Annotated in this window: 16 protein-coding genes; 6 read left to right on the top strand and 10 right to left on the bottom strand. The window is 74.8% G+C overall.

The window, feature by feature from the left end:
• The first annotated feature begins 33 nt into the window (after window positions 1-33).
• Entirely contained in the window at window positions 34-762 is a 729-nt protein-coding gene (locus tag GH723_RS07760; RefSeq protein ID WP_153759116.1) for an SCO6745 family protein, read from the top strand.
• A 14-nt stretch (window positions 763-776) separates the two neighbouring features.
• On the opposite strand, the gene hrpA is transcribed toward GH723_RS07760, so the two are convergent.
• From hrpA to GH723_RS07795, 7 genes are read right to left on the bottom strand one after another with little or no spacing between them, the layout of a single operon-like run.
• On the bottom strand, window positions 777-4,523 hold the full coding sequence (gene hrpA / locus GH723_RS07765; protein ID WP_153759117.1) for an ATP-dependent RNA helicase HrpA: 3,747 nt from the start codon (window positions 4,521-4,523) through the stop codon (window positions 777-779).
• 25 nt (window positions 4,524-4,548) lie between these two features.
• On the bottom strand, window positions 4,549-5,412 hold the full coding sequence (locus GH723_RS07770; protein ID WP_153759118.1) for a DUF4328 domain-containing protein: 864 nt from the start codon (window positions 5,410-5,412) through the stop codon (window positions 4,549-4,551).
• 37 nt (window positions 5,413-5,449) lie between these two features.
• A complete protein-coding gene (gene thrH, locus GH723_RS07775) occupies window positions 5,450-6,061 on the bottom strand; it encodes a bifunctional phosphoserine phosphatase/homoserine phosphotransferase ThrH (protein WP_153759119.1) in 612 nt (203 codons plus the stop codon).
• A gap of 14 nt (window positions 6,062-6,075) precedes the next feature.
• A complete protein-coding gene (locus tag GH723_RS07780; protein WP_153759120.1) occupies window positions 6,076-6,915 on the bottom strand; it encodes a fumarylacetoacetate hydrolase family protein in 840 nt (279 codons plus the stop codon).
• A gap of 25 nt (window positions 6,916-6,940) precedes the next feature.
• Complete coding sequence (locus GH723_RS07785; protein WP_195210597.1) at window positions 6,941-7,609, bottom strand: dienelactone hydrolase family protein; 669 nt, start codon at window positions 7,607-7,609, stop codon at window positions 6,941-6,943.
• Complete coding sequence (locus GH723_RS07790; protein WP_153759122.1) at window positions 7,606-8,982, bottom strand: CoA transferase; 1,377 nt, start codon at window positions 8,980-8,982, stop codon at window positions 7,606-7,608. The genes GH723_RS07785 and GH723_RS07790 overlap by 4 nt, the downstream gene beginning before the upstream one ends.
• 46 nt (window positions 8,983-9,028) lie before the next feature.
• Window positions 9,029-9,904, bottom strand: coding sequence for a serine/threonine-protein kinase (locus GH723_RS07795; protein ID WP_153759123.1), 876 nt, complete (start codon window positions 9,902-9,904; stop codon window positions 9,029-9,031).
• A 195-nt stretch (window positions 9,905-10,099) separates the two neighbouring features.
• On the opposite strand from GH723_RS07795, the gene GH723_RS07800 reads away from it, so the two are divergent.
• Together GH723_RS07800 and GH723_RS07805 are read left to right on the top strand one after the other, a co-directional pair.
• Window positions 10,100-10,807 carry a YaaA family protein gene (locus tag GH723_RS07800; RefSeq protein WP_153759124.1) on the top strand — a complete coding sequence of 236 codons (708 nt, stop codon included), beginning with the start codon at window positions 10,100-10,102 and terminating at the stop codon, window positions 10,805-10,807.
• A 64-nt stretch (window positions 10,808-10,871) separates the two neighbouring features.
• Window positions 10,872-11,231 (top strand): DUF4235 domain-containing protein, encoded by a 360-nt coding sequence (locus GH723_RS07805; RefSeq protein WP_153759125.1) that lies wholly within the window; start codon window positions 10,872-10,874, stop codon window positions 11,229-11,231.
• An 18-nt stretch (window positions 11,232-11,249) separates the two neighbouring features.
• Here GH723_RS07805 and GH723_RS07810 read toward each other — a convergent pair whose 3' ends face one another.
• From GH723_RS07810 to GH723_RS07820, 3 genes are all read right to left on the bottom strand, one after another.
• Entirely contained in the window at window positions 11,250-11,714 is a 465-nt protein-coding gene (locus GH723_RS07810) for a carboxypeptidase-like regulatory domain-containing protein (protein ID WP_153759126.1), read from the bottom strand.
• Window positions 11,711-12,262, bottom strand: a complete 552-nt coding sequence (locus tag GH723_RS07815) for an RNA polymerase sigma factor (protein ID WP_229023170.1) — start codon at window positions 12,260-12,262, stop codon at window positions 11,711-11,713. The genes GH723_RS07810 and GH723_RS07815 overlap by 4 nt, the downstream gene beginning before the upstream one ends.
• Before the next feature lie 117 nt (window positions 12,263-12,379).
• Window positions 12,380-13,783, bottom strand: a complete 1,404-nt coding sequence (locus GH723_RS07820) for a S8/S53 family peptidase (RefSeq protein ID WP_153759128.1) — start codon at window positions 13,781-13,783, stop codon at window positions 12,380-12,382.
• Window positions 13,784-13,928: 145 nt separating this feature from the next.
• Between GH723_RS07820 and GH723_RS07825 the strand changes: the two genes are divergently transcribed.
• The 3 genes from GH723_RS07825 to corA are packed head-to-tail and all read left to right on the top strand — an operon-like array spanning window position 13,929 to window position 18,317.
• Complete coding sequence (locus GH723_RS07825; protein ID WP_153759129.1) at window positions 13,929-16,562, top strand: CHAT domain-containing protein; 2,634 nt, start codon at window positions 13,929-13,931, stop codon at window positions 16,560-16,562.
• Window positions 16,563-16,599: 37 nt separating this feature from the next.
• Window positions 16,600-17,307 carry an AfsR/SARP family transcriptional regulator gene (locus GH723_RS07830; RefSeq protein WP_153759130.1) on the top strand — a complete coding sequence of 236 codons (708 nt, stop codon included), beginning with the start codon at window positions 16,600-16,602 and terminating at the stop codon, window positions 17,305-17,307.
• A gap of 38 nt (window positions 17,308-17,345) precedes the next feature.
• The gene (gene corA, locus GH723_RS07835) at window positions 17,346-18,317 is read left to right on the top strand and encodes a magnesium/cobalt transporter CorA (protein WP_153759131.1); all 972 of its coding nucleotides are present in this window, start codon (window positions 17,346-17,348) and stop codon (window positions 18,315-18,317) included.
• Window position 18,318 lies beyond the last annotated feature (1 nt).

The raw sequence follows: 18,318 nt of genomic DNA on the forward strand, positions 1-18,318 counted from the left end.
ACGGTCGGCCGGCGGGGAACGAGGGGACGGCACATGGACGCACTCGCGGCGGCGCAGGCCAGCGCACCGGCGATCAGCACGATCACCAGCCACTTCATGCTGGCCGGGACGACGTACAAGAGGGGAGCGGAGCTCGGGTTCGAGGGCCTCGACTTCTACGTCACCGGCCGCGGCGGCGTGCTCGGCGACGTCGACGCCGGGGTCGTCGCCGCGGCGTTCGTCGTCTTCGAGCCGGCGAACGTGCGGACGCAGTGGGAGAAGGGGACGGCGGTGATGTCGCCGCGCGACGCGGCACGGGCGTTCGCCGCGTGCGCAGCCGACTGGGCCGCAGCGCACGTGCCCGACGACCTGGACGCCGCGCGCCTCGCCCTCCTCGCCCAGCAGGTGGCCACGTCGGCGCGCGTCGCCGGCGCACCGGTCCTCGCCGGCTGGCGCACGCTGGACGCCCCGACCGACCCCGCGGGAGCGGCCGTCCACCACCTCAACGCGCTGCGCGAGCTGCGGTTCGGACTCCACGCCGCCTGCCTGCTCGGTGCCGGCTTGTCGCCGGTCGAGGCGGTGGCGGTGAAGAGCCCGGGGATGGCCCCGATCTACGGCTGGTCCGAGCTGCCGCCGGTCGACGACGCGCTCCACGAGCGCTGGGCGCAGGCGGAGGCGAACACCGACCGGGCGATCGCCCACGCCTTCGAGCCGCTCACCGAGGTCGAGCGCGCCGAGCTCGTCGAGCTGGCCGGCGCCCTCCACGCCGCCACCTCGGCCTGACCCGCAGCCGTCGGCTACGCCTGACCGGCGGCCGCGGCGAGAGCCGCGCGCACGCGCTTGTCGCTCACCGGTTCGGTGGTGCCGAGGTGCTGGGCGAAGCTGGCGACCCGCAGCTCCTGGAGCATCCAGGTGGCACGGTCGAGCTCGGGCGAGGCGGGGACGCGCTCGGCCAGGGCGTCCAGCTCCTGTTCGAGCCGACGTACCGCCACCATGCGCTCCTGGTCCTTGCGCAGCCCGTCGGGGAGCTTGTCGAGCCGGTGCTCGATCGCCCGCAGGTACCGGCGCAGGTCGGCCACCCGTGGCGCACCGATCGAGGTGAGGACGGACGGGTAGACCAGCCGACCGAGCTGCTCGCGCACGTCGGCGACCGACGGCGCCAGCGCCTTCTGGTCCATCTCGTCGAGGCGCGGGACGATCCGCCCGATGAGGTCGAGCACGTCGACCGCGACGGGCGCCACGTCGACCAGCACCTTCGGCAGCTGCTCGGCGGTCGCGGCGCGGAGCCGACGCCACCCCTCTTCGGTCCAGGACGGTCCGCCCTGCTCGTCGAGGATGCCGTCGACCGCGGCGCCCACCACGTCGAGGGCCCAGTCCTGCTCCGAGCGCCACGGCGAGACGGCGAGCGCCAGACGCGACCGGTTGGTCAGCATCCGCGTGACCGCGCGGACGACGGCGGGGACCGAGCGTCCCAGCAGCGCGCGCGTGCCGACCCACATCGCCTCCCACTGCTCGTCCTGGCTGGGGAGGAGGCGCACGGCGACGGTGTCGCCCTCGTCGACGAGGGCCGGGTAGGCCCGCACCACGTGGCCGGCCCCGGTCGTGTCGATCACGGAGGGGAGATCACCGCCCGGCCAGTCGGTGAGGCCGGTCCGCTCGATGGACGGACCGGACTGCGAGATGGCCGTGCGCACCTGGCGATCGAGCAGGTCGCCGAGGGCCTCGACGCTCTTGCCCTGGGCGATCGGTCGGCCCGCCTCGTCCACGACGCGCACGGTCGGACGCAGGTGGTCCGGCACCTTGTCGAGGTCGAAGTCCTCGGGGGTGACCTCCACGCCGGTGGTGCGCCGCAGCTCGCGGGCCAGCGCGCGCAGCAGGCCGTCCCCTGCGGCGGTGTCGAGGTGGTCGAGCACCGCGGCCACCGTGTCGGGCACGGGGACGAGGCTCCGACGGATCGACTTCGGCAGTGACCGCACGAGTGCGTCGACGAGAAGGGGGCGGACGCCCGGGACGCTCCACTCGAACGCGTCGGGGTCGATCTGGTTCAGCGCGGCGAGCGGGACCTCGATGACCGCGCCGTCGGTCAGCGAGGACGGGTCGAACTCGTAGGCGACGTCGAGGGTGAGGTCGCCGTGGCGCCACTCGTCGGGGAAGTCGTCGGGATCGGGCGCGTCGGACCCCGAGACGAGGACGTCGAGGGGGACGTCCAGCAGGTCCGGGGTGTCCCGCCGGGCGCCCTTCCACCACTTGTCGAAGGAGCGAACCGACACCACGTGGTCGGGCACCCGCTCGTCGAACCAGTCGAACAGCGCCTCGTCGGGGAGGAGCAGGTCGCGCCGGGCGCGAGCCTCGAGGTCGTGGACCTCCTCGACCCGGGCGCGGTTGCGCTCGACGAAGCGGTGGTGCGTGGTCCACTCGCCGTGCACGAGGGCGTGCCAGATCACGAGCTCACGGGCCCGCTCCGGGTCGACGCGGGCGAGGTTGGTCGTGCGACCGGCGACGACGGGCAGCCCGAAGAGCGTGACGCGCTCGGTGGTCGAGGCGGCCCCGCGCTCGGCGTCCCACCACGGCTCGCCGTAGCTCCGCTTCACGAGGTGGGCGCCGGCCGACTCGAGCCACTCCGGCTGGATGCGGGCGACCATCCGGCCCCACATCCGGTTGGTCTCGACGAGCTCGCCGGCCATCACCCAACGGGGTCGGGCCCGGCTCAGCACCGACCCGGGGGCGATCGCGAAGGTGGCGCCGCGGGCTCCCCGGTAGTCGCGCGTGTCGCCGATGCGCATGCCGACGTGGGAGAGGAGCCCGGTGAGGAGCGCCTGGTGGATCGTCGCGGCGCTCGGCTCCTCGCCGCCGTGGCGCATCCGCATCCCCATCTGGCCGCAGACCTGGCGCAGCTGGGCGTAGACGTCCTGCCACTCGCGGACGCGCATGACGTTCAGGTGCTCGGCCTTCAGCTGCTTGCGCCACTGGTTCGACGAGCGGTCCCGCCGCACCTCGCGCACGTGCTCCCACAGGGCGAGCAGCGAGAGGAAGTCCGAGTCGGGGTGGGCGAAGCGGGCGTGGAGCTGCGCGGCCTCCTGCTCCTTCCCGCTCGGGCGCTCGCGGGGGTCGATGATCGAGAGCCCGGCGGCGATCACGGCGACCTCGTGGAGGCAGCCGGACTCGTGGGCGGCGAGGACCATGCGACCGAGGCGGGGGTCGAGGGGGAGACGAGCCAGTTGCCGGCCGAGCGGGGTGAGCCAGCGTCGCGTCCCCTCGTGCTCGGGGTCGACCGCGCCGAGCTCGACGAGGAGCGCGATGCCGTCGCGCACCGCGCGCGCATCGGGCGGGTCCACGAACGGGAACCGCTCGATCTCGCCCAGTCCGATGGCGGCCATCTGGAGGATGACCGACGCCAGGTTGGTGCGCTGGATCTCGGGTTCGGTGAACCGCGGCCGCGCGTCGTAGCTCTCCTCGCTGTAGAGCCGGATGCAGGTGCCCGGCCCGATGCGGCCGCACCGGCCGGCCCGCTGGTCGGCCGAGGCCTGGGAGACGTCCTCGATCGGGAGGCGCTGCACCTTCGTGCGGTGGTTGAAGCGTGAGATGCGGGCGTTGCCGGGATCGACGACCGAGCGGATGCCGGGGACGGTGAGGGAGGTCTCGGCCACGTTGGTGGCGAGGACGATGCGCCGCCCGGTGTGGGGTGCGAACACGCGGTGCTGCTCGGCCGCCGACAGCCGCGCGTAGAGGGGGAGGATCTCGGTGTCGGGGAACGCCCGGTCGCGGAGGGCGTCGGCGGCGTCGCGGATGTCACGCTCGCCGGCGCAGAAGACGAGCACGTCGCCCGGCCCCTCACGGCGCAGCTCCTCGACGGCGTCGACGATCCCCTGGGGCTGGTCGCGCACCTCGGCCTCGACGTCGTCGGGGTCCTCGAGCGGCCGGTAGCGGATCTCGACGGGGTAGGTGCGGCCCGACACCTCGACGATGGGTGCCCCGCCGAAGTGCTGCGAGAAGCGCTCGGTGTCGATCGTGGCCGAGGTGATGACGACCTTCAGGTCGGGTCGGCGGGGGAGGAGCTGGCGGAGGTAGCCGAGCAGGAAGTCGATGTTGAGGCTGCGCTCGTGGGCCTCGTCCACGATGATCGTGTCGTAGCGCCGCAGGTCCCTGTCCCGCTGGATCTCGGCGAGCAGGATGCCGTCGGTCATCAGCTTCAGCAGGGTGTCGGGTCCGACCTCGTCGGTGAACCGCACGGCGTAGCCGACGAGACCGCCGACCTCGGTCCCGAGCTCCTCGGCCATCCGCTCGGCGATCGACCGGGCGGCGATGCGGCGGGGCTGGGTGTGGGCGATCAGTCCCTCGACGCCGCGACCGAGCTCGAGGCACAGCTTGGGCAGCTGCGTGGACTTGCCCGACCCCGTCTCCCCGGCGACGACGACGACCTGGTTGTCGCGCAGCGCGTCGAGGAGGTCCCCTCGGCGCTGCGAGATCGGCAGCTCCTCGGGGTAGCGCGGCGTCGGCAGCAGGGCGCGCCGCCGCTCGATCTCGGCGGGGTCGAGTCGGGACATGGCCCCGACAGTCTGGCGTCCGGGTTCAGCGCTGCGGCGCGACGGGGTCCAGCGCGTTGCTGCGGGCGAACGCCTCGGGCCCGAGGCGCCGGGAGATCCGGCCGACGTAGACCACCCCGACGACCAGGCCGGCGGCGGCGATGGCCGTCGCTGCGGTGAACACGTCGTAGGCCCCGAGCAGGTCGTCCGGAGCTCCGGACTCCACCGCCTCGTTCACGTTCGACACGGCGACGCGCGCCAGCACGGTCCCGGCGACGTGGCCGATCCACCAGAGCCAACCGACGAGGGACACTCGTACCGACTGCCAGCGCCGGACGATGCCGCCGTCACGCGGTGCGTGGGCGATGCGCTCGATCTCGCCGATGACCAGCTTCGGCAGGATGAGGTTGGCGACGGGGATGAACCACGCGCCGATGGTCCAACCCCTGCCGTACTTCCGCTCGAAGGGCCGCAGGCGGTCCGAGGCGGTGTGGGCACGCCAGGACCAGACGATGAAGAGGACCGTCACCGCGATCCCGATCCAGAACGTGGCGTTCGCAGCGCTGACCATCCGTTCCTCGACGTCGACCCAGTCGAGGAGGCCTGCGTTCGTGGAGGAGGTGAGGTAGTCGTCGGCCGCCGACCTCGTCTGCACCACGAGCACCGCGACGAGCAGGTTGAGCGCCGCCATCACCGCGAACCCGGCCTGGGCCACCACGGCGAGCACCGGGCTCAGCGCCGGTCCGGGGAGCGACGCCGTCATGCCGACGTGCTGCTGCGGTGCCGCCGGCGCGGCGCCCACCTGCGCCGCTGTCTCCTGGTCCATCGGCACGCCCGGCTGCGCCGTCGGCGGGTACCACCGCCCGTCGGACGCGAGCCACCAGCCCGGTCCCTGTGACACGTCGCTCATCTCGCCCGCTCCGCCTCTCCCACGTCGTCGGTCGTGGTCAGTCCAGCAGATCCGTGACCCGATCGAGGAGATCCTCGTAGGTGTCGAGGGCCGGGAGCTCGGGGAACTCGGCGACGACGTTGGCCGGGGCGTGGAAGAGGAAGCCGTGGTCGGCAGCGCGCAGCATCGATGTGTCGTTGTAGGAGTCGCCGGCGGCGATCACGCGGTAGCCGAGCCCCTGGAACGCCTCGACGGCCCGGCGCTTCGGGTCCTCGATGCGCAGCCGGTAGCCGGTGATGCGGTCGTCGGCGACGAGCAGCCGGTGGCACATCAGCGCGGGCCAGTCGAGCTGCCGCATCAGCGGTCGGGCGAACTCCTCGAAGGTGTCGGAGAGGATCACGACCTGGGTGCGCTCACGCAGGGCGGCCAGGAACTCGACCGCCCCCGCCAACGGCGCGAGGCCGGCGATGACGTCCTCGATCTTCGAGAGGGACAGCCCGTGCTCGTCGAGCAGGTCGAGCCGGTACCGCATGAGCACGTCGTAGTCCGGTTCGTCGCGCGTCGTGCGCCGGAGCGCGTCGATGCCGGTGCGCTCGGCGACGGCGATCCAGATCTCGGGGACGAGCACCCCTTCGAGGTCGAGCGTGACGATCGTCTGCCTGTGGGACATCTCCGCAGTATCGGTCACCGGGGCCCCACCACCGGGTTCTCCAGCGTGCCCACGCCGTCGATCTCGATGCGGACGACGTCGCCGTCTCGCAGCCAGATCTGCGGGTCACGGGCCACGCCGACGCCGGCGGGCGTGCCGGTGGCGATGACATCGCCCACCTCGAGCGTGCAGACGGTGGAGAGCAGCTCGATCTGCTCCCAGCAGTTCGTGATCATCTGCGCCGTGTCGCCGTCCTGGAGCAGCTCGTCGTTGACCCACGTGCGCAGCGAGCGCCCGTGGGGGTCGCCGAGCTCGTCGGCGGTGACGATCCACGGGCCGATCGGGCCGTGGGTGTCGAACGACTTGCCGAGGGTCATCGTCGGCGACCGCTGCTGCCAGTCCCGCACCGAGACGTCGTTGACGACGACGTAGCCGGCGACGACCGAGGCGGCGTCGGCCGCGCCGACGTCTCGGCACCGGCGGCCGATGACCATGCCGAGCTCCCCCTCGTAGTCGACCTGGTGGCTCACGCGGGGCACCTCGATCGGCTCGCCCGGGCCGACGACGCACGTCGACTGCTTGTTGAAGAAGAGCGGGAGCTCGGGCCGGGACCTGCCGGTCTCGGCGACGTGCTCGGCGTAGTTCAGCCCGATGGCGAGGAACTTCGGGGGGCGGGGGACGGGCGCGAGGAGGTGGGCGCCGTCGAGGGGGATCGAGCCGCCGCCGCGCTCGTCGACGAGGGCGGCGCGCTCGTCCGGCGAGGCGGTGAGCGCGAGCTCGAGCTCGTCGGGGGCGAGCAGGACGACGCGGTCGTCGTCGACGGGGACGAGCCCGGGGAGGTCGCCGTCGGGGGTGCGGACGCGCACGATCTTCATGGGCCGATCATCGCCGCTCGCCCGCTCAGCGGTCGAGGTGGTGGCGGAGGAACCGGACGGTCCGTTCCCACGCGAGTGCGGCAGCGCCCGGGTCGTAGGCCGCCGGCCGGTCCTCCTCAGCGAACCAGTGGCCGGTGCCCGCGTAGCGGTGGAACTCGACCGCCTTGCCGACCAGGTGGAGGTGCGCCTCGAGCTCGACCACCTCGTCGTCGCTCACGAGCTCGTCGCGCTCGGCGAAGTGGCCGAGGAACGCGCTCGTCGCGTCGTCGAGCGGGATGCCCTGCGTGCCGTAGTAGGCGACGCTGGCGCCGACGTGCTCCGGGGCGCGCGCCGCGAGCCACAGGCCCCAGGACGCACCCATCGAGAAGCCGACGACGCCGATCGGCCCGTCGTCGGTGATCGGCAGGTCGCGCAGGGCGCCGGCCGACGACAGGACGAGGTCGGCGGCCCGGTCGACGTCCATCTGGGCGAGCAGCTGCTCGGCCTCGTCGGGACGGTCCGCCGATTCGCCGGCGTACAGGTCGGGTGCGAGCGCGACGAAGCCCTCGTCGGCGAGCCGGTCGCACCACTGGCGGACGAAGGTCGTCAGCCCCCACCAGGAGTGCAGCACCAGCACGCCGGGGCCGGTGCCGGCGTCGGGGGCGACCACGTAGGCGCTGCCGGCGCGGCGGCGAGGGGCGGAGTCGTCGGTCATCGCCTCGACGCTAGGGGTCCTGCCGGGATGTCCCACCGGCCGGGCCACCCGTCCACGTCGCGCGGCGCCGGCACGCCCCACCCCGGGCCCCATCCCGTCTCCCGCCGCTCGACGTCGTCGTCGCCCCACGACGGCGGCTCGAGCCCGATCCCGTCGGGGTCGGGCATCGCGCGCAGGTGGTTGGCGACGCCGACGAGCGACGTGCGCAGGTCGACGGCCGGACCGCCGGCGGCGCCGTCGGCCAGGGCCAGGAGGATGCCGGCGGCGAGCACGTGGCCGGCGCCGTGGTCGAGGGCCTGGGCGGGGAGCGGCACCGGGTGCTCGGCGCCCGTGGCGACCATGCCGGCGTGGGCGATGCCGACGCTCATCTGCACCAGGCTGTCGAAGCCGCGCCGGTCGGCCCACGGGCCGTCCCAGCCGTAGGCGTCGAGCGCGGCGACGACGAGGCCCGGGCGTCGCTCCCGCCACCACGCGGGTCCGAGTCCGAGGTCGTCGAGCGCGCCGGGCCGGAGGCCGTGGACCACGACGTCGGCGCCGGCGACGAGGCGACCGAGGTGCTCCTGGTCCGACTCCTGGGTCAGGTCGAGCGCCAGCCGGCGCTTGCCGATCGTCGTCTCGGGGAGGAGGGCGCCGACCTCGGCGAAGCCGGGCGGGTCGACGCGGATGACCTCGGCGCCGTGGGCGGCGAGCAGGCGGGTGCAGACCGGTCCGGCGATGACCCTGGTGAGGTCGACGACGCGGACGCCGGCGAGCGGTCGACCGTCGGGTGCGGGGAACGGGCGGCCCGGCCCCTCGAAGGTCGCGTCGCGACGCAGCAGGGGTTCGTGGACAGCGACGGCGCCGTGCGGGTGCGTGCTCCAGGTGTCGGAGGACCGGAGGGCGGCGGCACACCCCCCGGCGGCGACCACCGCCGACTCGATCTCCTCGGCCGGCCGTTCGCCGACGGTCCGGGCCACGATGTCCCTCTCGGCGTCGTCGGGCAGGCCCAGCGCCGAGAGCGCGGCGCCGCGGTGCCACGGGTAGTTGGCGTGCAGCCGCACCCACCCGTCGGCGGCGGCGTGGTCACCGCTGATCGGGTCCCAGAGGTCGGGCAGTGACCAGCCCTCGGGGCGGAAGAGGCGCTCCGACAGGAAGGTCGCCGCCGCACGTCGCGTGTCGACGCGCACGGGGGGCGGGGCACCGGCGCCCCGGGCGGCCAGCACCTCGCCGACGGCGAGCGCGACGGCCGCGGCGCAGGCGCCGGCGAACCCCGTCACGTCCACGATCGAGGGCAGGACCCGTCGGTCGCCGACCACCTCGAGCCGCTCGAGCGCATCCTCGGCCCCGCCGAGCGCGCCCCACAGGCGCCCCGCCACCGTCGTCAGGTCGTCCACGTTTGGAGCATGCCACGGGCCCGGCAGGAGCCGGCGCCCGGACGGATCAGGGCGACGCGGAGGCGGAGGTGCTCGCCCCGTCGTCGACCGCGACGAGCGAGGTGACGTCGCCCGTGCCGCCATCGGGAGCGGGGGAGGCGAAGGTGAACAGCAGGGCGAAGAGAGCGGTCACCGCGGTGAGGGCCAGGACCCCGAGGCGTCGCGGGGTGGCCGAGCGGGGCGAGAGCGGGGCGGCCAGGGTCGTGAGGCCGGCCACGGTGCGGGGTACGGCGGTCGTCGGGGCGTCGGTCGGCCCCTCGTCCTCGGGGAAGAGGGGCACGACGACGCCCTCGTCCTCGTCCACGAGCCCGGCGAGGTCGGCTGCGCTCGCCGAGGGGTGCTGACGGCTCGACGCCTCGAGTCGACCGGCGGCCGTCGCCGCGTCGAGCCGGGCCTCCGAGCGGTCGGCGAGCATGCCCATGAGCACCTGGGCGCCGGCGGGTGGGACCGCGCTGTCGGCGTCGAGGGCCGTCACCCGCTGCCGGTCGGTCCGGTGGCCGAGGAGGCCGAGCAGGCACACGGCGAGGGCGTAGACGTCCGACGCCGGGACCGGGGCCTCGCCGGCCCGCACCTCCGGAGCCAGTCGCACGTGGCCGGGGGTCGGGAGGTGCGTCGCGGTGTCGGCGTCGACGAGCCAGGTGCGTCCGTCGGCGAACGCCACGACCGTGTCGGGCCGGATCGCTCCGTGGAGTCGTCCCGCGGCGTGCAGCTCGGCGAGCTCGGCGGCGACGCTGGCACCGATCCGGGCGACCGTCGACCACGGCAGGGGGGCCACGTCGGCCAGGTCTCGCAGGGACCGGCCGCCCCGCCACCCGGCGTGGGCGTCGGCGTCGGCCGGGTCGATGGGATCGGGGTCTGCGGTGTCGACGATGAGCTGGGCCACGGGTGTCCGTCCTGAGGTGCGTCGGGGTGTCGGGGTGGGGGTTCGGGTGCTCACGCTGCGTGGCTCAGCGTGCGCACGGCCGCCCGTACCCGGCCGTCCGACCCGGCCAAACCCGCCACCGGGCGCGGGAGCATCTCGTGGTGGTCGCACCAGCGGGCTGGCGGGATCCACCCCGCGGCGCCTAGCACGTGCTCCATGCCCACCGCGCCGCCACTCATCCTCATCCCGCCGTCGGAGGGGAAGGCTCCCGGCGGCGGGGGTCCCACCTGGCGGCGGGGCCAGCAGCGGGACGGCGCGCTCGACCGCCACCGGGCCGCCATCCTCCCGATCGCACGCCGTGCGGGTGCGGTGGCGCCCCGTGCCGCCACCATGCCGGCGATCGACCGCTTCACCGGCGTCCTCTACCGCGAGCTCGACTGGCACCGGCTCCCGACGGCGGCACGGCGCCGCGGCGAGGACCAGGTCCGCATCGTCTCCGGCCTCCTCGGGTTGGTCGCCCCGGACGACCCGGTGCCCGACCACCGGCTGAAGATGTCGGCGAACCTCCCCGGGACGGGCCGGCTCTCGACGTGGTGGCGGCCCCGCCTCGCACCGGTGCTGGGGGACCTGGCGGCGGGTCGCGTGGTGTGGGACCTGCTGCCCCAGGAGCACGCCGCGGCGTGCGACTGGTCAGCGGCGGTACCGCACCGGCGTGTGACCGTGCGCTTCGTCGACGGATCGGGCCGGACGGTCTCGCACTGGAACAAGCTGCTGAAGGGCGCCCTCGTGCGCTGGCTGCTCGTCGAGCGGCCCCGGGACGTCGACGCGCTCGGCGACTTCGAGCACCCGGCGGGCTACCGCCTCGACCCGGCCGCCTCCGTGCTCGATGCTCCCGACGCCACGGTCGTGCTGCGTGAGCGGTGACGTCTGTGTCGTCGCCACCCCGCCGGGGTAGCCGCCGAGGCGACCACGGACCCGGGAGGATCGAGTGAGCACCGCGATGGAGCGCATCCAGGACGAGATCGGGGAGCGGTTCGGCGACGCCGGGCCGTCGACGGGGGAGCAGGTCCTCTGGAAGGCCATGACGCTCGGATCCGGCGTCCTCGCGGCGCTGGTGGCGCGCCGCGTCGTCGGTGCGATCTGGACACGGATCAAGGGCGCGGACGAGCCGACCGACCCGGCCGACCGCAACACCTCGTGGACGAACGCGATCCAGTGGGCCGTGGCCTCGGGCGTCGGTGCCGGTGTGGCGCGCGTCCTCGCGCAGCGGGCCGCGGCCCGGGCGTGGGAGTCGGCCACCGGAGCCACGCCGCCCGCGGGCGGCGCGGAGTCGGCGCTGGAGCGCTAGCGGGCGGAGGTCCCGTCCTCAGACGGAGAACCACTGGGTGGTGACCGCGCCGTCCGGTGCCGTGACCTGCAGGCGCAGGGTCCCCGGCGGCACGTCGGGGAAGGTGAAGTGCCCGATGGGGTCGGCTCGTGTCGTGCGCTCGGTGCCGTCCGGCCGCACGAGCGTGACCTCGAGCGGACGGGTGGGGACGAGCTGCCCGACGAGCTGGTCGCCCTCGACCTCGACCTCGATGGTGAGCTCGCGGCTCTCGAACGACAGCTGCCGCGGCCACGCCATGCCCCGGACGCCGAGCGGCTCGAGCGCCGAGTCGACGCGCAGCTCGGCGAGCTCGGCGTCGATGGTCCGCCACGTCCAGGCGGCGCGCGCGGCGGCGATGGCGGAGGCCGACGGGGGATCGTGGGCGTCGAGGGTCCGGCCGAGCTCGGCGAGCAGCTCGGCGTCGGGATCGGCCGGGTCGACGGGGACGTCCGGTCGGTCGGTCATCGGTCCTCCTGGAGCGATCGGATGCCCGCGGTGGCCCTGAGCTTCTGGAGGCACCGGGCCCTCGTGGGTCCGATGCTGCCGATGGGCATGTCCATGAGCTCGCTGATCGTGTCGTAGGGGATCGGGGGGTCCGCGAGGAGGAGGCGGAGCAGGCGCTGGCAGCGTGCCGGCAGCGTGTTGAAGGCGTCCCAGAGCGCCGCGTCGCGCTCGGCGTCCTCGAGCGGCTGACCGAACGGTTCCTCGACCGCGGGTGGATCGACCTCGTCGTCGAGGTGCTCGCGCTGGGCGAGCCGCACGGCGCGGAGGCACTCGTTGCGGGCGGTGCGGGCGAGCCACCCCGCCAGGCTCTCCGGCTGGCGGATCCGGTCGAGGTGCTCGGCGAGGCGGAGCCAGGTGGTCTGGTACGCGTCCTCGACGACGGCGTCGGGGAGGCGGAACGTGCGCACGACGTGCCAGACGAGTCCGGCGTAGCGGTCGACGAGCGACGACCACGCGGTCTCGTCGCCGCGGGATGCGGCAGCGACCAGGGCGGTGAGGTCGTCCGACACCGTCCGGATCCTAGGGGCGCGGCGCGCCGCCGGTGCCGGACGCGTGGGCTGGGCGACGAGCTCCATGACCGACCAGAGCGCGGACCAGCCGCCCTGATACCTCCCGGTGCGGTCGGCTCAGGCCAGGTTGACGACGGTGCCGAGGCCCTGGATCCGCAGCAGCGAGGGGTCGTCGACCACGCGGCGCACCGCCTCCGACGCGTCGCAGCCCGTGGCCATCCGGGCGGCGATGGCCGCGGCCACCGCCGGAGCGGCGAACGACGTCCCGCTCCACCGCGCCCATCCCTCGAACGCCGCCCCGTCCTCGTCCTCGGGCAGGCTCGACGGGTCGCCGCCCTTCGGGACGAAGAAGCGGGAGACGACGTCGACCCCCGGTGCGCAGGCCCGGACCCACCGGCCGACGTTGGTGAACGGCGCCGGCCCGTACGGTCCGATCGCCCCCACCGAGACGAGGTCGGGGAGCGCGGCGGGCCAGCTCGGACGGCACGACGCCTCGTTGCCCGCCGACGCCACGACGACCGAACCGTGGGCGACGACCCGGGCGAGGGACTCGGAGAGGGCCAGCGGCGGCTCGTCGTCCTCGGTGTAGCCACCGAACGACAGGTTGAGGATCTCGGGCAGGTCGCCCGGGTCGATGGCATCGATCGCCGCCGCGATGTCGGCGTCGTCGCCGTGGCCGAACGTCGAGAGGACGCGGTCGACCGCGACCGGCGAGCGTGGCGCCAGACGCTCGACGATGCCGGCGATGAAGGTGCCGTGGCCCGCAGCGGGGTCGATGGCGAGGTCGCCGTCCTCGTCGGGGTGGTCGACGTCGTCGGTGCGGAGCGGCTGGACCGACCCGACGAACGCCGGCCGGAAGTCCCCGGCGGCGAGCCCGGTGTCGAGCACGAGCACCCGGGGGCCGTCCTGGGTGCCGCTCGCCGTCAGGGTGCTCGGCGCGGTGCACGCCCGGGCGTTGGTGGCGACAGGAGCCTCCTCCGGTGCGACGACGGGCATCGGGCTGGCGAAGCAGCTGCAGTGCGGGCACCCGCCCTGCCCGTGCGCGAGCAGGGCGGGGTTGGCGAGGAGCGCGGGGTTGGCGAGGAGCGCGGGGTTGGCGAGGAGCGCGGGGTTGGCGAGGAGCGCGGGGTTGGCGAGGAGCGCGGGGTTGGCGAGGAGCGCGGGGTTGGCGAGCAGGGCCGGGTTGGCGAGGAGCGCCGGGTTGGCGAGCAGCGCGGGGTTGGCGAGCACGCCGGTCGCCGCGAAGAACACGTGGTTGGGCTGGGCGGCGACCCCTTCCCGCCGCAGGGCGCGGGCCAGCCCGACGACGTCGTCGACGCCGGCCAGCAGCGTGAGCGATCCCACCTCGCGGACCCGCTCGGCCCGACCGCCGCCCAGCTCGACCACGCGGTCGAGCTCGCGGGTCGAGACGAGGAGCTCGCCCGGTCGGTGGACGAAGGGTCGGCCCGCGCTGTCGGCGCTGAACGCCACCTTGCCCAGCCACGGTCCCTGCAGCAGCTCCCTGCGCTCGCCGTCGTACATGGTGCTCTCCTCGCCTGGTCGTGAGGAGGGGCGTCGTCGCCCCCGCCCGTGCAGCCGATGCGATCCGATCGACCCGTCGGTGCCTTGATACGACAAAGTTGGGTCCGATGCACGGGTTCGGGTGGTCGACGTCGGGAGCGGAGGGGTGACGCTGGGGCGTGCCGCGGCGCTGCTCGAGGCGGTGCAGGCAGATCCCCGCCGGACGGCCGACGCGGCGCGCGACCTCGTGGACGACGGCTCGGCGACGCCGCTCGAGCGCATCGGGGCGCTGTGGGCGCTCGGTCGGGCGCTGTCGGAGCTGGACGAGGTCGAGGCGGCCTGCCGCACGCTCGGCGAGGCGGCCGACGCCGCCGACGGCGCCGCGGAGGGCGCCCTCGCCGCCGAGATCCGGGTCAGTCGCTCGGTGTGCCTGCTCACCGCGGGCGATGCGGAGGCGGCCCGCGCCGAGCTCGACCTCGCCGAGGAGCAGATCCCGCCGGGTGGGCCGACCGGTCGGCTGGTCATGCAGCGCGGGTTGCTCGAGATCTACGGCGGTCGGCTCGCGTCGGCGCTCGAGGCGCTCGACCGCGCGCTCCCCATGCTCGTCGACGCCGGCGATGACCTCGCCCGGTGCCGCCTCCTGTCCAACCGCGGCGTCATCCTCGCCTTCCTCGGGCAGCTCGACCGGGCCCAGGACGACCTCGACGAGTGCCAGTCGCTCGCCACGCGCCTCGGCCAGGACATGGCGGCCGCGGCAGCGCTCCACAACCTCGGGTTCGTGCGCGGTCGGCGCGGCGACGTGCCCCGGGCCCTCGACGACCTGCGGACCGCCCGCCGGGCCTACGAGGCGCTCGGCGCGGCCCGACTCGTCGCCACCCTCGATGCCGACCTGGGAGCGGTGCTCCTCACCGGTGGTCTGGCGGAGGAGGCTGCGGAAGCGGCTGCTCGCGCCGTCGACGCCGCGTCTGCGGCCGGGAACCGGCTGACGGAGGCCGAGGCGCGCCTGCTCCTCGCCGAGGCGTCGCTCGCCGCGGGGCGGACGGCCAGCGCACGCCGGGCGGCGCAGGAGGCCGCCGACACGTTCCGCGCCGCGGGGCGGGACCCCTGGGCCACGATCGCCGACCACCTGGTGCTGCGGGCCGACGTCGCCGGCGGAGCGGTGGGACCCGACGACCTCGACGCCGTGCTCGGGGTGGCCGAGCAGCTCGACGCGCACGGCTGGACGGTCGAGGCGGCGGGCGCACGTGCCCTCGTCGGGCGCCTCGGCATCGCGCTCGGGCGTGTCGAGCTGGCGCGGCGCGCGCTGGAGCGGTCGGCGGCCGACCGTTGCCAGGGCCCCGCGGCGCTGCGAGCGAGCGCGTGGCTCGCCACCGCGATGCTCCGTGCCGAGGACGGCGACCGTGCCGGCGCCCGTCGGGCGCTGGCCGCTGGGATGCGGGTCATCGCCGCGCACCAGGCTGCCCTCGGCTCGACGGAGCTGCGGGTGCACGCCGCGGCGCAGGGCCGGGAGCTGGCCGGTCTCGGGCTCCGCCTCGCCGTCGAGGATGGCTCGCCGGAGGACCTGCTGCGCTGGGCGGAGCGCTGGCGGGCCCGGGCCCTGAGCCTCCCGCCGGTCCGACCCCCTCGGGACGGGCGCCTCGCAGCACTCCTCGACGACCTGCGGGCCCTCGACGCCGCGCACCGGGAGCTGCTGCTCGGCGGCGCGGAGGTCGACGACGCCGAGCGCGCTCGGCGGATCGAGCTCGAGGACGAGGTCCGCGCGGTGAGTCGCAGCCTCTCGGGCTCGGGTGCGGCCAGCGAGCGGCTCGACCTCGGGGGTCTTCGCGCCCAGCTCGGCGCGACCGGTGCCCAGCTGGTCGAGCTCGTGGAGGTCGACGGTGAGCTGCACGCCGTGGTCGCCGAGGCCGATCCGGCGACGTGGCGGTGGTGCGCCCTCGGTCCGGTCGCGGAGCTCTCGGCGCAGGTCGCGCAGGCGCTCGCGTCGATCCGTCGCCTGGCCGTCGCCCGTTCGTCGCCGCGCGCCCTCGCGGCAGCGGTCGAGGCCCTCGGCGCGCTGGGGCGAGCGGTCGACCAGCGCGTGGTGGCACCGCTCGGCCTGGCGCCCGACGGGCCCGTCGTCATCGTGCCGACCGGCGTCCTCCAGCGGTTCCCGTGGTCGGTCGTGCCCTCCCTCACCGCTCGGCCCGTCGTCGTCGCCCCCAGCGCCGCGCTGTGGGTGCGCGCCGCCCGGCCCGCCGTCGACGGTCGGGTCGTCCTCGTGGGTGGTCCCGACCTCGAGCACGTCGAGCGGGAGCTCGAGCTCCTCTCCGAGGTCCACCCCGACGCCCTGGTGCTCGGTCCCGAGGACTGCCGCGCCGGCCGCGTGCTCGACGCCGCCTCCGGCGCCCGGATGGTCCACCTCGCCGCCCACGGGACGCTCCGCTCCGACAGCCCGCTGTTCACGTCCCTCCAGCTCGCGGACGGGCCGCTCACGGTGTACGACCTCGAGCACCTCGAGGACCCGCCCCGCACCGTCGTCCTGCCGGCGTGCGACGCCGGCGCCTCGACCGTCGCCACCGGCGACGAGCTGATCGGATCGGCCGTCGGCCTGCTGTCGATGGGCGTCAGCCAGGTGGTGGCACCGCTGACGATGGTGCCCGACGAGGCGACGGTCGACCTCGTCGTCGACCTCCACCGGGCGGTGGCGGGCGGACTGGACGTGCCGCACGCCCTCGCTGCGGCGCGGACCGCGGCCCTGGCGCGGGGCGGTCCGCAGGACGTCGCCGCCGCCCACGCCTTCGTCGTCCTCGGCGGGTCCTGAGAGGTATCAGGCTCGGGCATCGCGGCTCTCGACGAGCATGACGACGACGCTGCAGCTGCTCGGCGGGTTCGAGGTGCGAGCCGGCGGGGTCCGCGTGGACCTGCCGGCGGCGGGCGAGCGCCTGGTGGCGCTCCTCGCGCTGCGCCGGGGGCCCCAGACGAGGGACGTGGTCGCACGTGCGGTGTGGCCGGCGACCACCCCCTCGCCCGGGGCCCGCCTCCTCGACACCCTGCTCGGCCGGCTGTCCGACCAGGTCCGGCAGGGCATCGACGTCGACCCTCACGGATCCCTCTCGCTGGGGTCCGGGTGGGACGTCGACCTCGACCAGGCGCTCGACGCCGCGCGCCGGCTGCACGTGGACCCGACCCCGGTCGGCGCCGACCTCGTCGTCTTCCGCCTCGACCTGCTGCCGGGGTGGTTCGAGCCCTGGCTCGACGAGGTCCAGGCCCGGTACCGCCGGCTGCGGATGTCGGTGCTGCGGCGGGTCGGGCGCCACCAGCTCGACGTCGGCGACGTGGACGACGCCGCGGACATCGCCCTCGAGCTCCTGGCGGACGATCCCTGCAACGAGGAGGCGCAGCTGCTCCTCGTCGAGGCCCTGCTGGCCCGGGGGGACCACGCGCTGGCGCGTCGGACCCTCGACCGCTTCCGGCGACGCCTGCGCTACGAGCTCGGCGTCGAGCCGACGGCGGGGATGCGGGCGGCGATCGCCCGCGCGGAGCACCCGGCACGCGGCGGCGTCTGATCGACCAGCACCGTGGCGGTCGGTGACACACTGCGGATGTGATCGTCGACTGCGCCGAGTACGACCAGGGGGCACGCCGACCGGGCCGGGCGTCGTTGAGCGACCTGGGCCAGCGCGAGCGGGGCGACGGTCGGTTCGTGTGGCTCGGCCTCTTCGAGCCCACCGCAGAGGAGTTCTCCGAGGTGATGGACGCCCTCGGTCTGCACCCCCTCGCATCCGAGGACGCGGTCGAGGCGCACCAGCGCCCGAAGCTCGAGATCTACGACGGCACGCTCTTCCTCGTGCTGAAGACCGCCCGCTACGACGATCCCACCGAGACCGTCGAGTTCGGGGAGCTGCTGATCTTCGTCGGCGCGGACTTCATCGTCGTGGTGCGCCACGGTGCCGCCAGCGCCCTCGCCGAGGTGCGCGCCGAGCTCGAGGCCGACCCCGAACGCCTCGCGCTCGGACCGGCGGCGGTGCTCCACGGGATCCTCGACCGGGTGGTCGACGACTACGCGCCGGTCATGGCCGGCATCGACGACGACATCGGCGAGGTCGAGGCGGCGGTGTTCTCCGACACCCCGACGAACCCCGTGGAGCGCATCTACAAGCTCAAGCGCGAGGTGCTCGGCGTCCACCGGGCCCTCGGTCCGCTGGTCGACCCCCTCCATCGCCTGTCGAGCCAGCCGCTGCCGACGGTGCCGCCGGCGGTGCGCTCCTACTTCCGCGACGTCGAGGACCACCTCGTCCGCGTCACCGAGCAGAACGAGACGAACCGCGACCTGCTCACGAGCGTCCTCGAAGCGAACCTGACCCGGGTCAGCGTCCGCCAGAACGAGGACATGCGGAAGATCTCCGCATGGGTGGCGATGGCGGCGGTGCCGACGTTGGTGGCGGGCGTCTACGGCATGAACTTCGACCACATGCCCGAGCTCGACTGGCGCTTCGGGTACCCGGCGGTGCTGGCCGCCATGGCCGTGATCTGCCTCACGCTGTTCAGGTACTTCCGTCGGAGCGGTTGGATCTGAC

Source organism: Actinomarinicola tropica (genome assembly GCF_009650215.1).
GTDB lineage: Bacteria > Actinomycetota > Acidimicrobiia > Acidimicrobiales > SKKL01 > Actinomarinicola > Actinomarinicola tropica.

Bases quoted from the DNA above. Each gene is read 5' to 3' on its own strand.
- GH723_RS07760 (WP_153759116.1), top strand. From the start codon at position 34: ATGGACGCACTCGCGGCGGCGCAGGCCAGCGCACCGGCGATCAGCACG.
- hrpA (WP_153759117.1), bottom strand. From the start codon at position 4,523: ATGTCCCGACTCGACCCCGCCGAGATCGAGCGGCGGCGCGCCCTGCTG.
- GH723_RS07770 (WP_153759118.1), bottom strand. From the start codon at position 5,412: ATGAGCGACGTGTCACAGGGACCGGGCTGGTGGCTCGCGTCCGACGGG.
- thrH (WP_153759119.1), bottom strand. From the start codon at position 6,061: ATGTCCCACAGGCAGACGATCGTCACGCTCGACCTCGAAGGGGTGCTC.
- GH723_RS07780 (WP_153759120.1), bottom strand. From the start codon at position 6,915: ATGAAGATCGTGCGCGTCCGCACCCCCGACGGCGACCTCCCCGGGCTC.
- GH723_RS07785 (WP_195210597.1), bottom strand. From the start codon at position 7,609: ATGACCGACGACTCCGCCCCTCGCCGCCGCGCCGGCAGCGCCTACGTG.
- GH723_RS07800 (WP_153759124.1), top strand. From the start codon at position 10,100: ATGCCCACCGCGCCGCCACTCATCCTCATCCCGCCGTCGGAGGGGAAG.
- GH723_RS07810 (WP_153759126.1), bottom strand. From the start codon at position 11,714: ATGACCGACCGACCGGACGTCCCCGTCGACCCGGCCGATCCCGACGCC.
- GH723_RS07820 (WP_153759128.1), bottom strand. From the start codon at position 13,783: ATGTACGACGGCGAGCGCAGGGAGCTGCTGCAGGGACCGTGGCTGGGC.
- GH723_RS07830 (WP_153759130.1), top strand. From the start codon at position 16,600: ATGACGACGACGCTGCAGCTGCTCGGCGGGTTCGAGGTGCGAGCCGGC.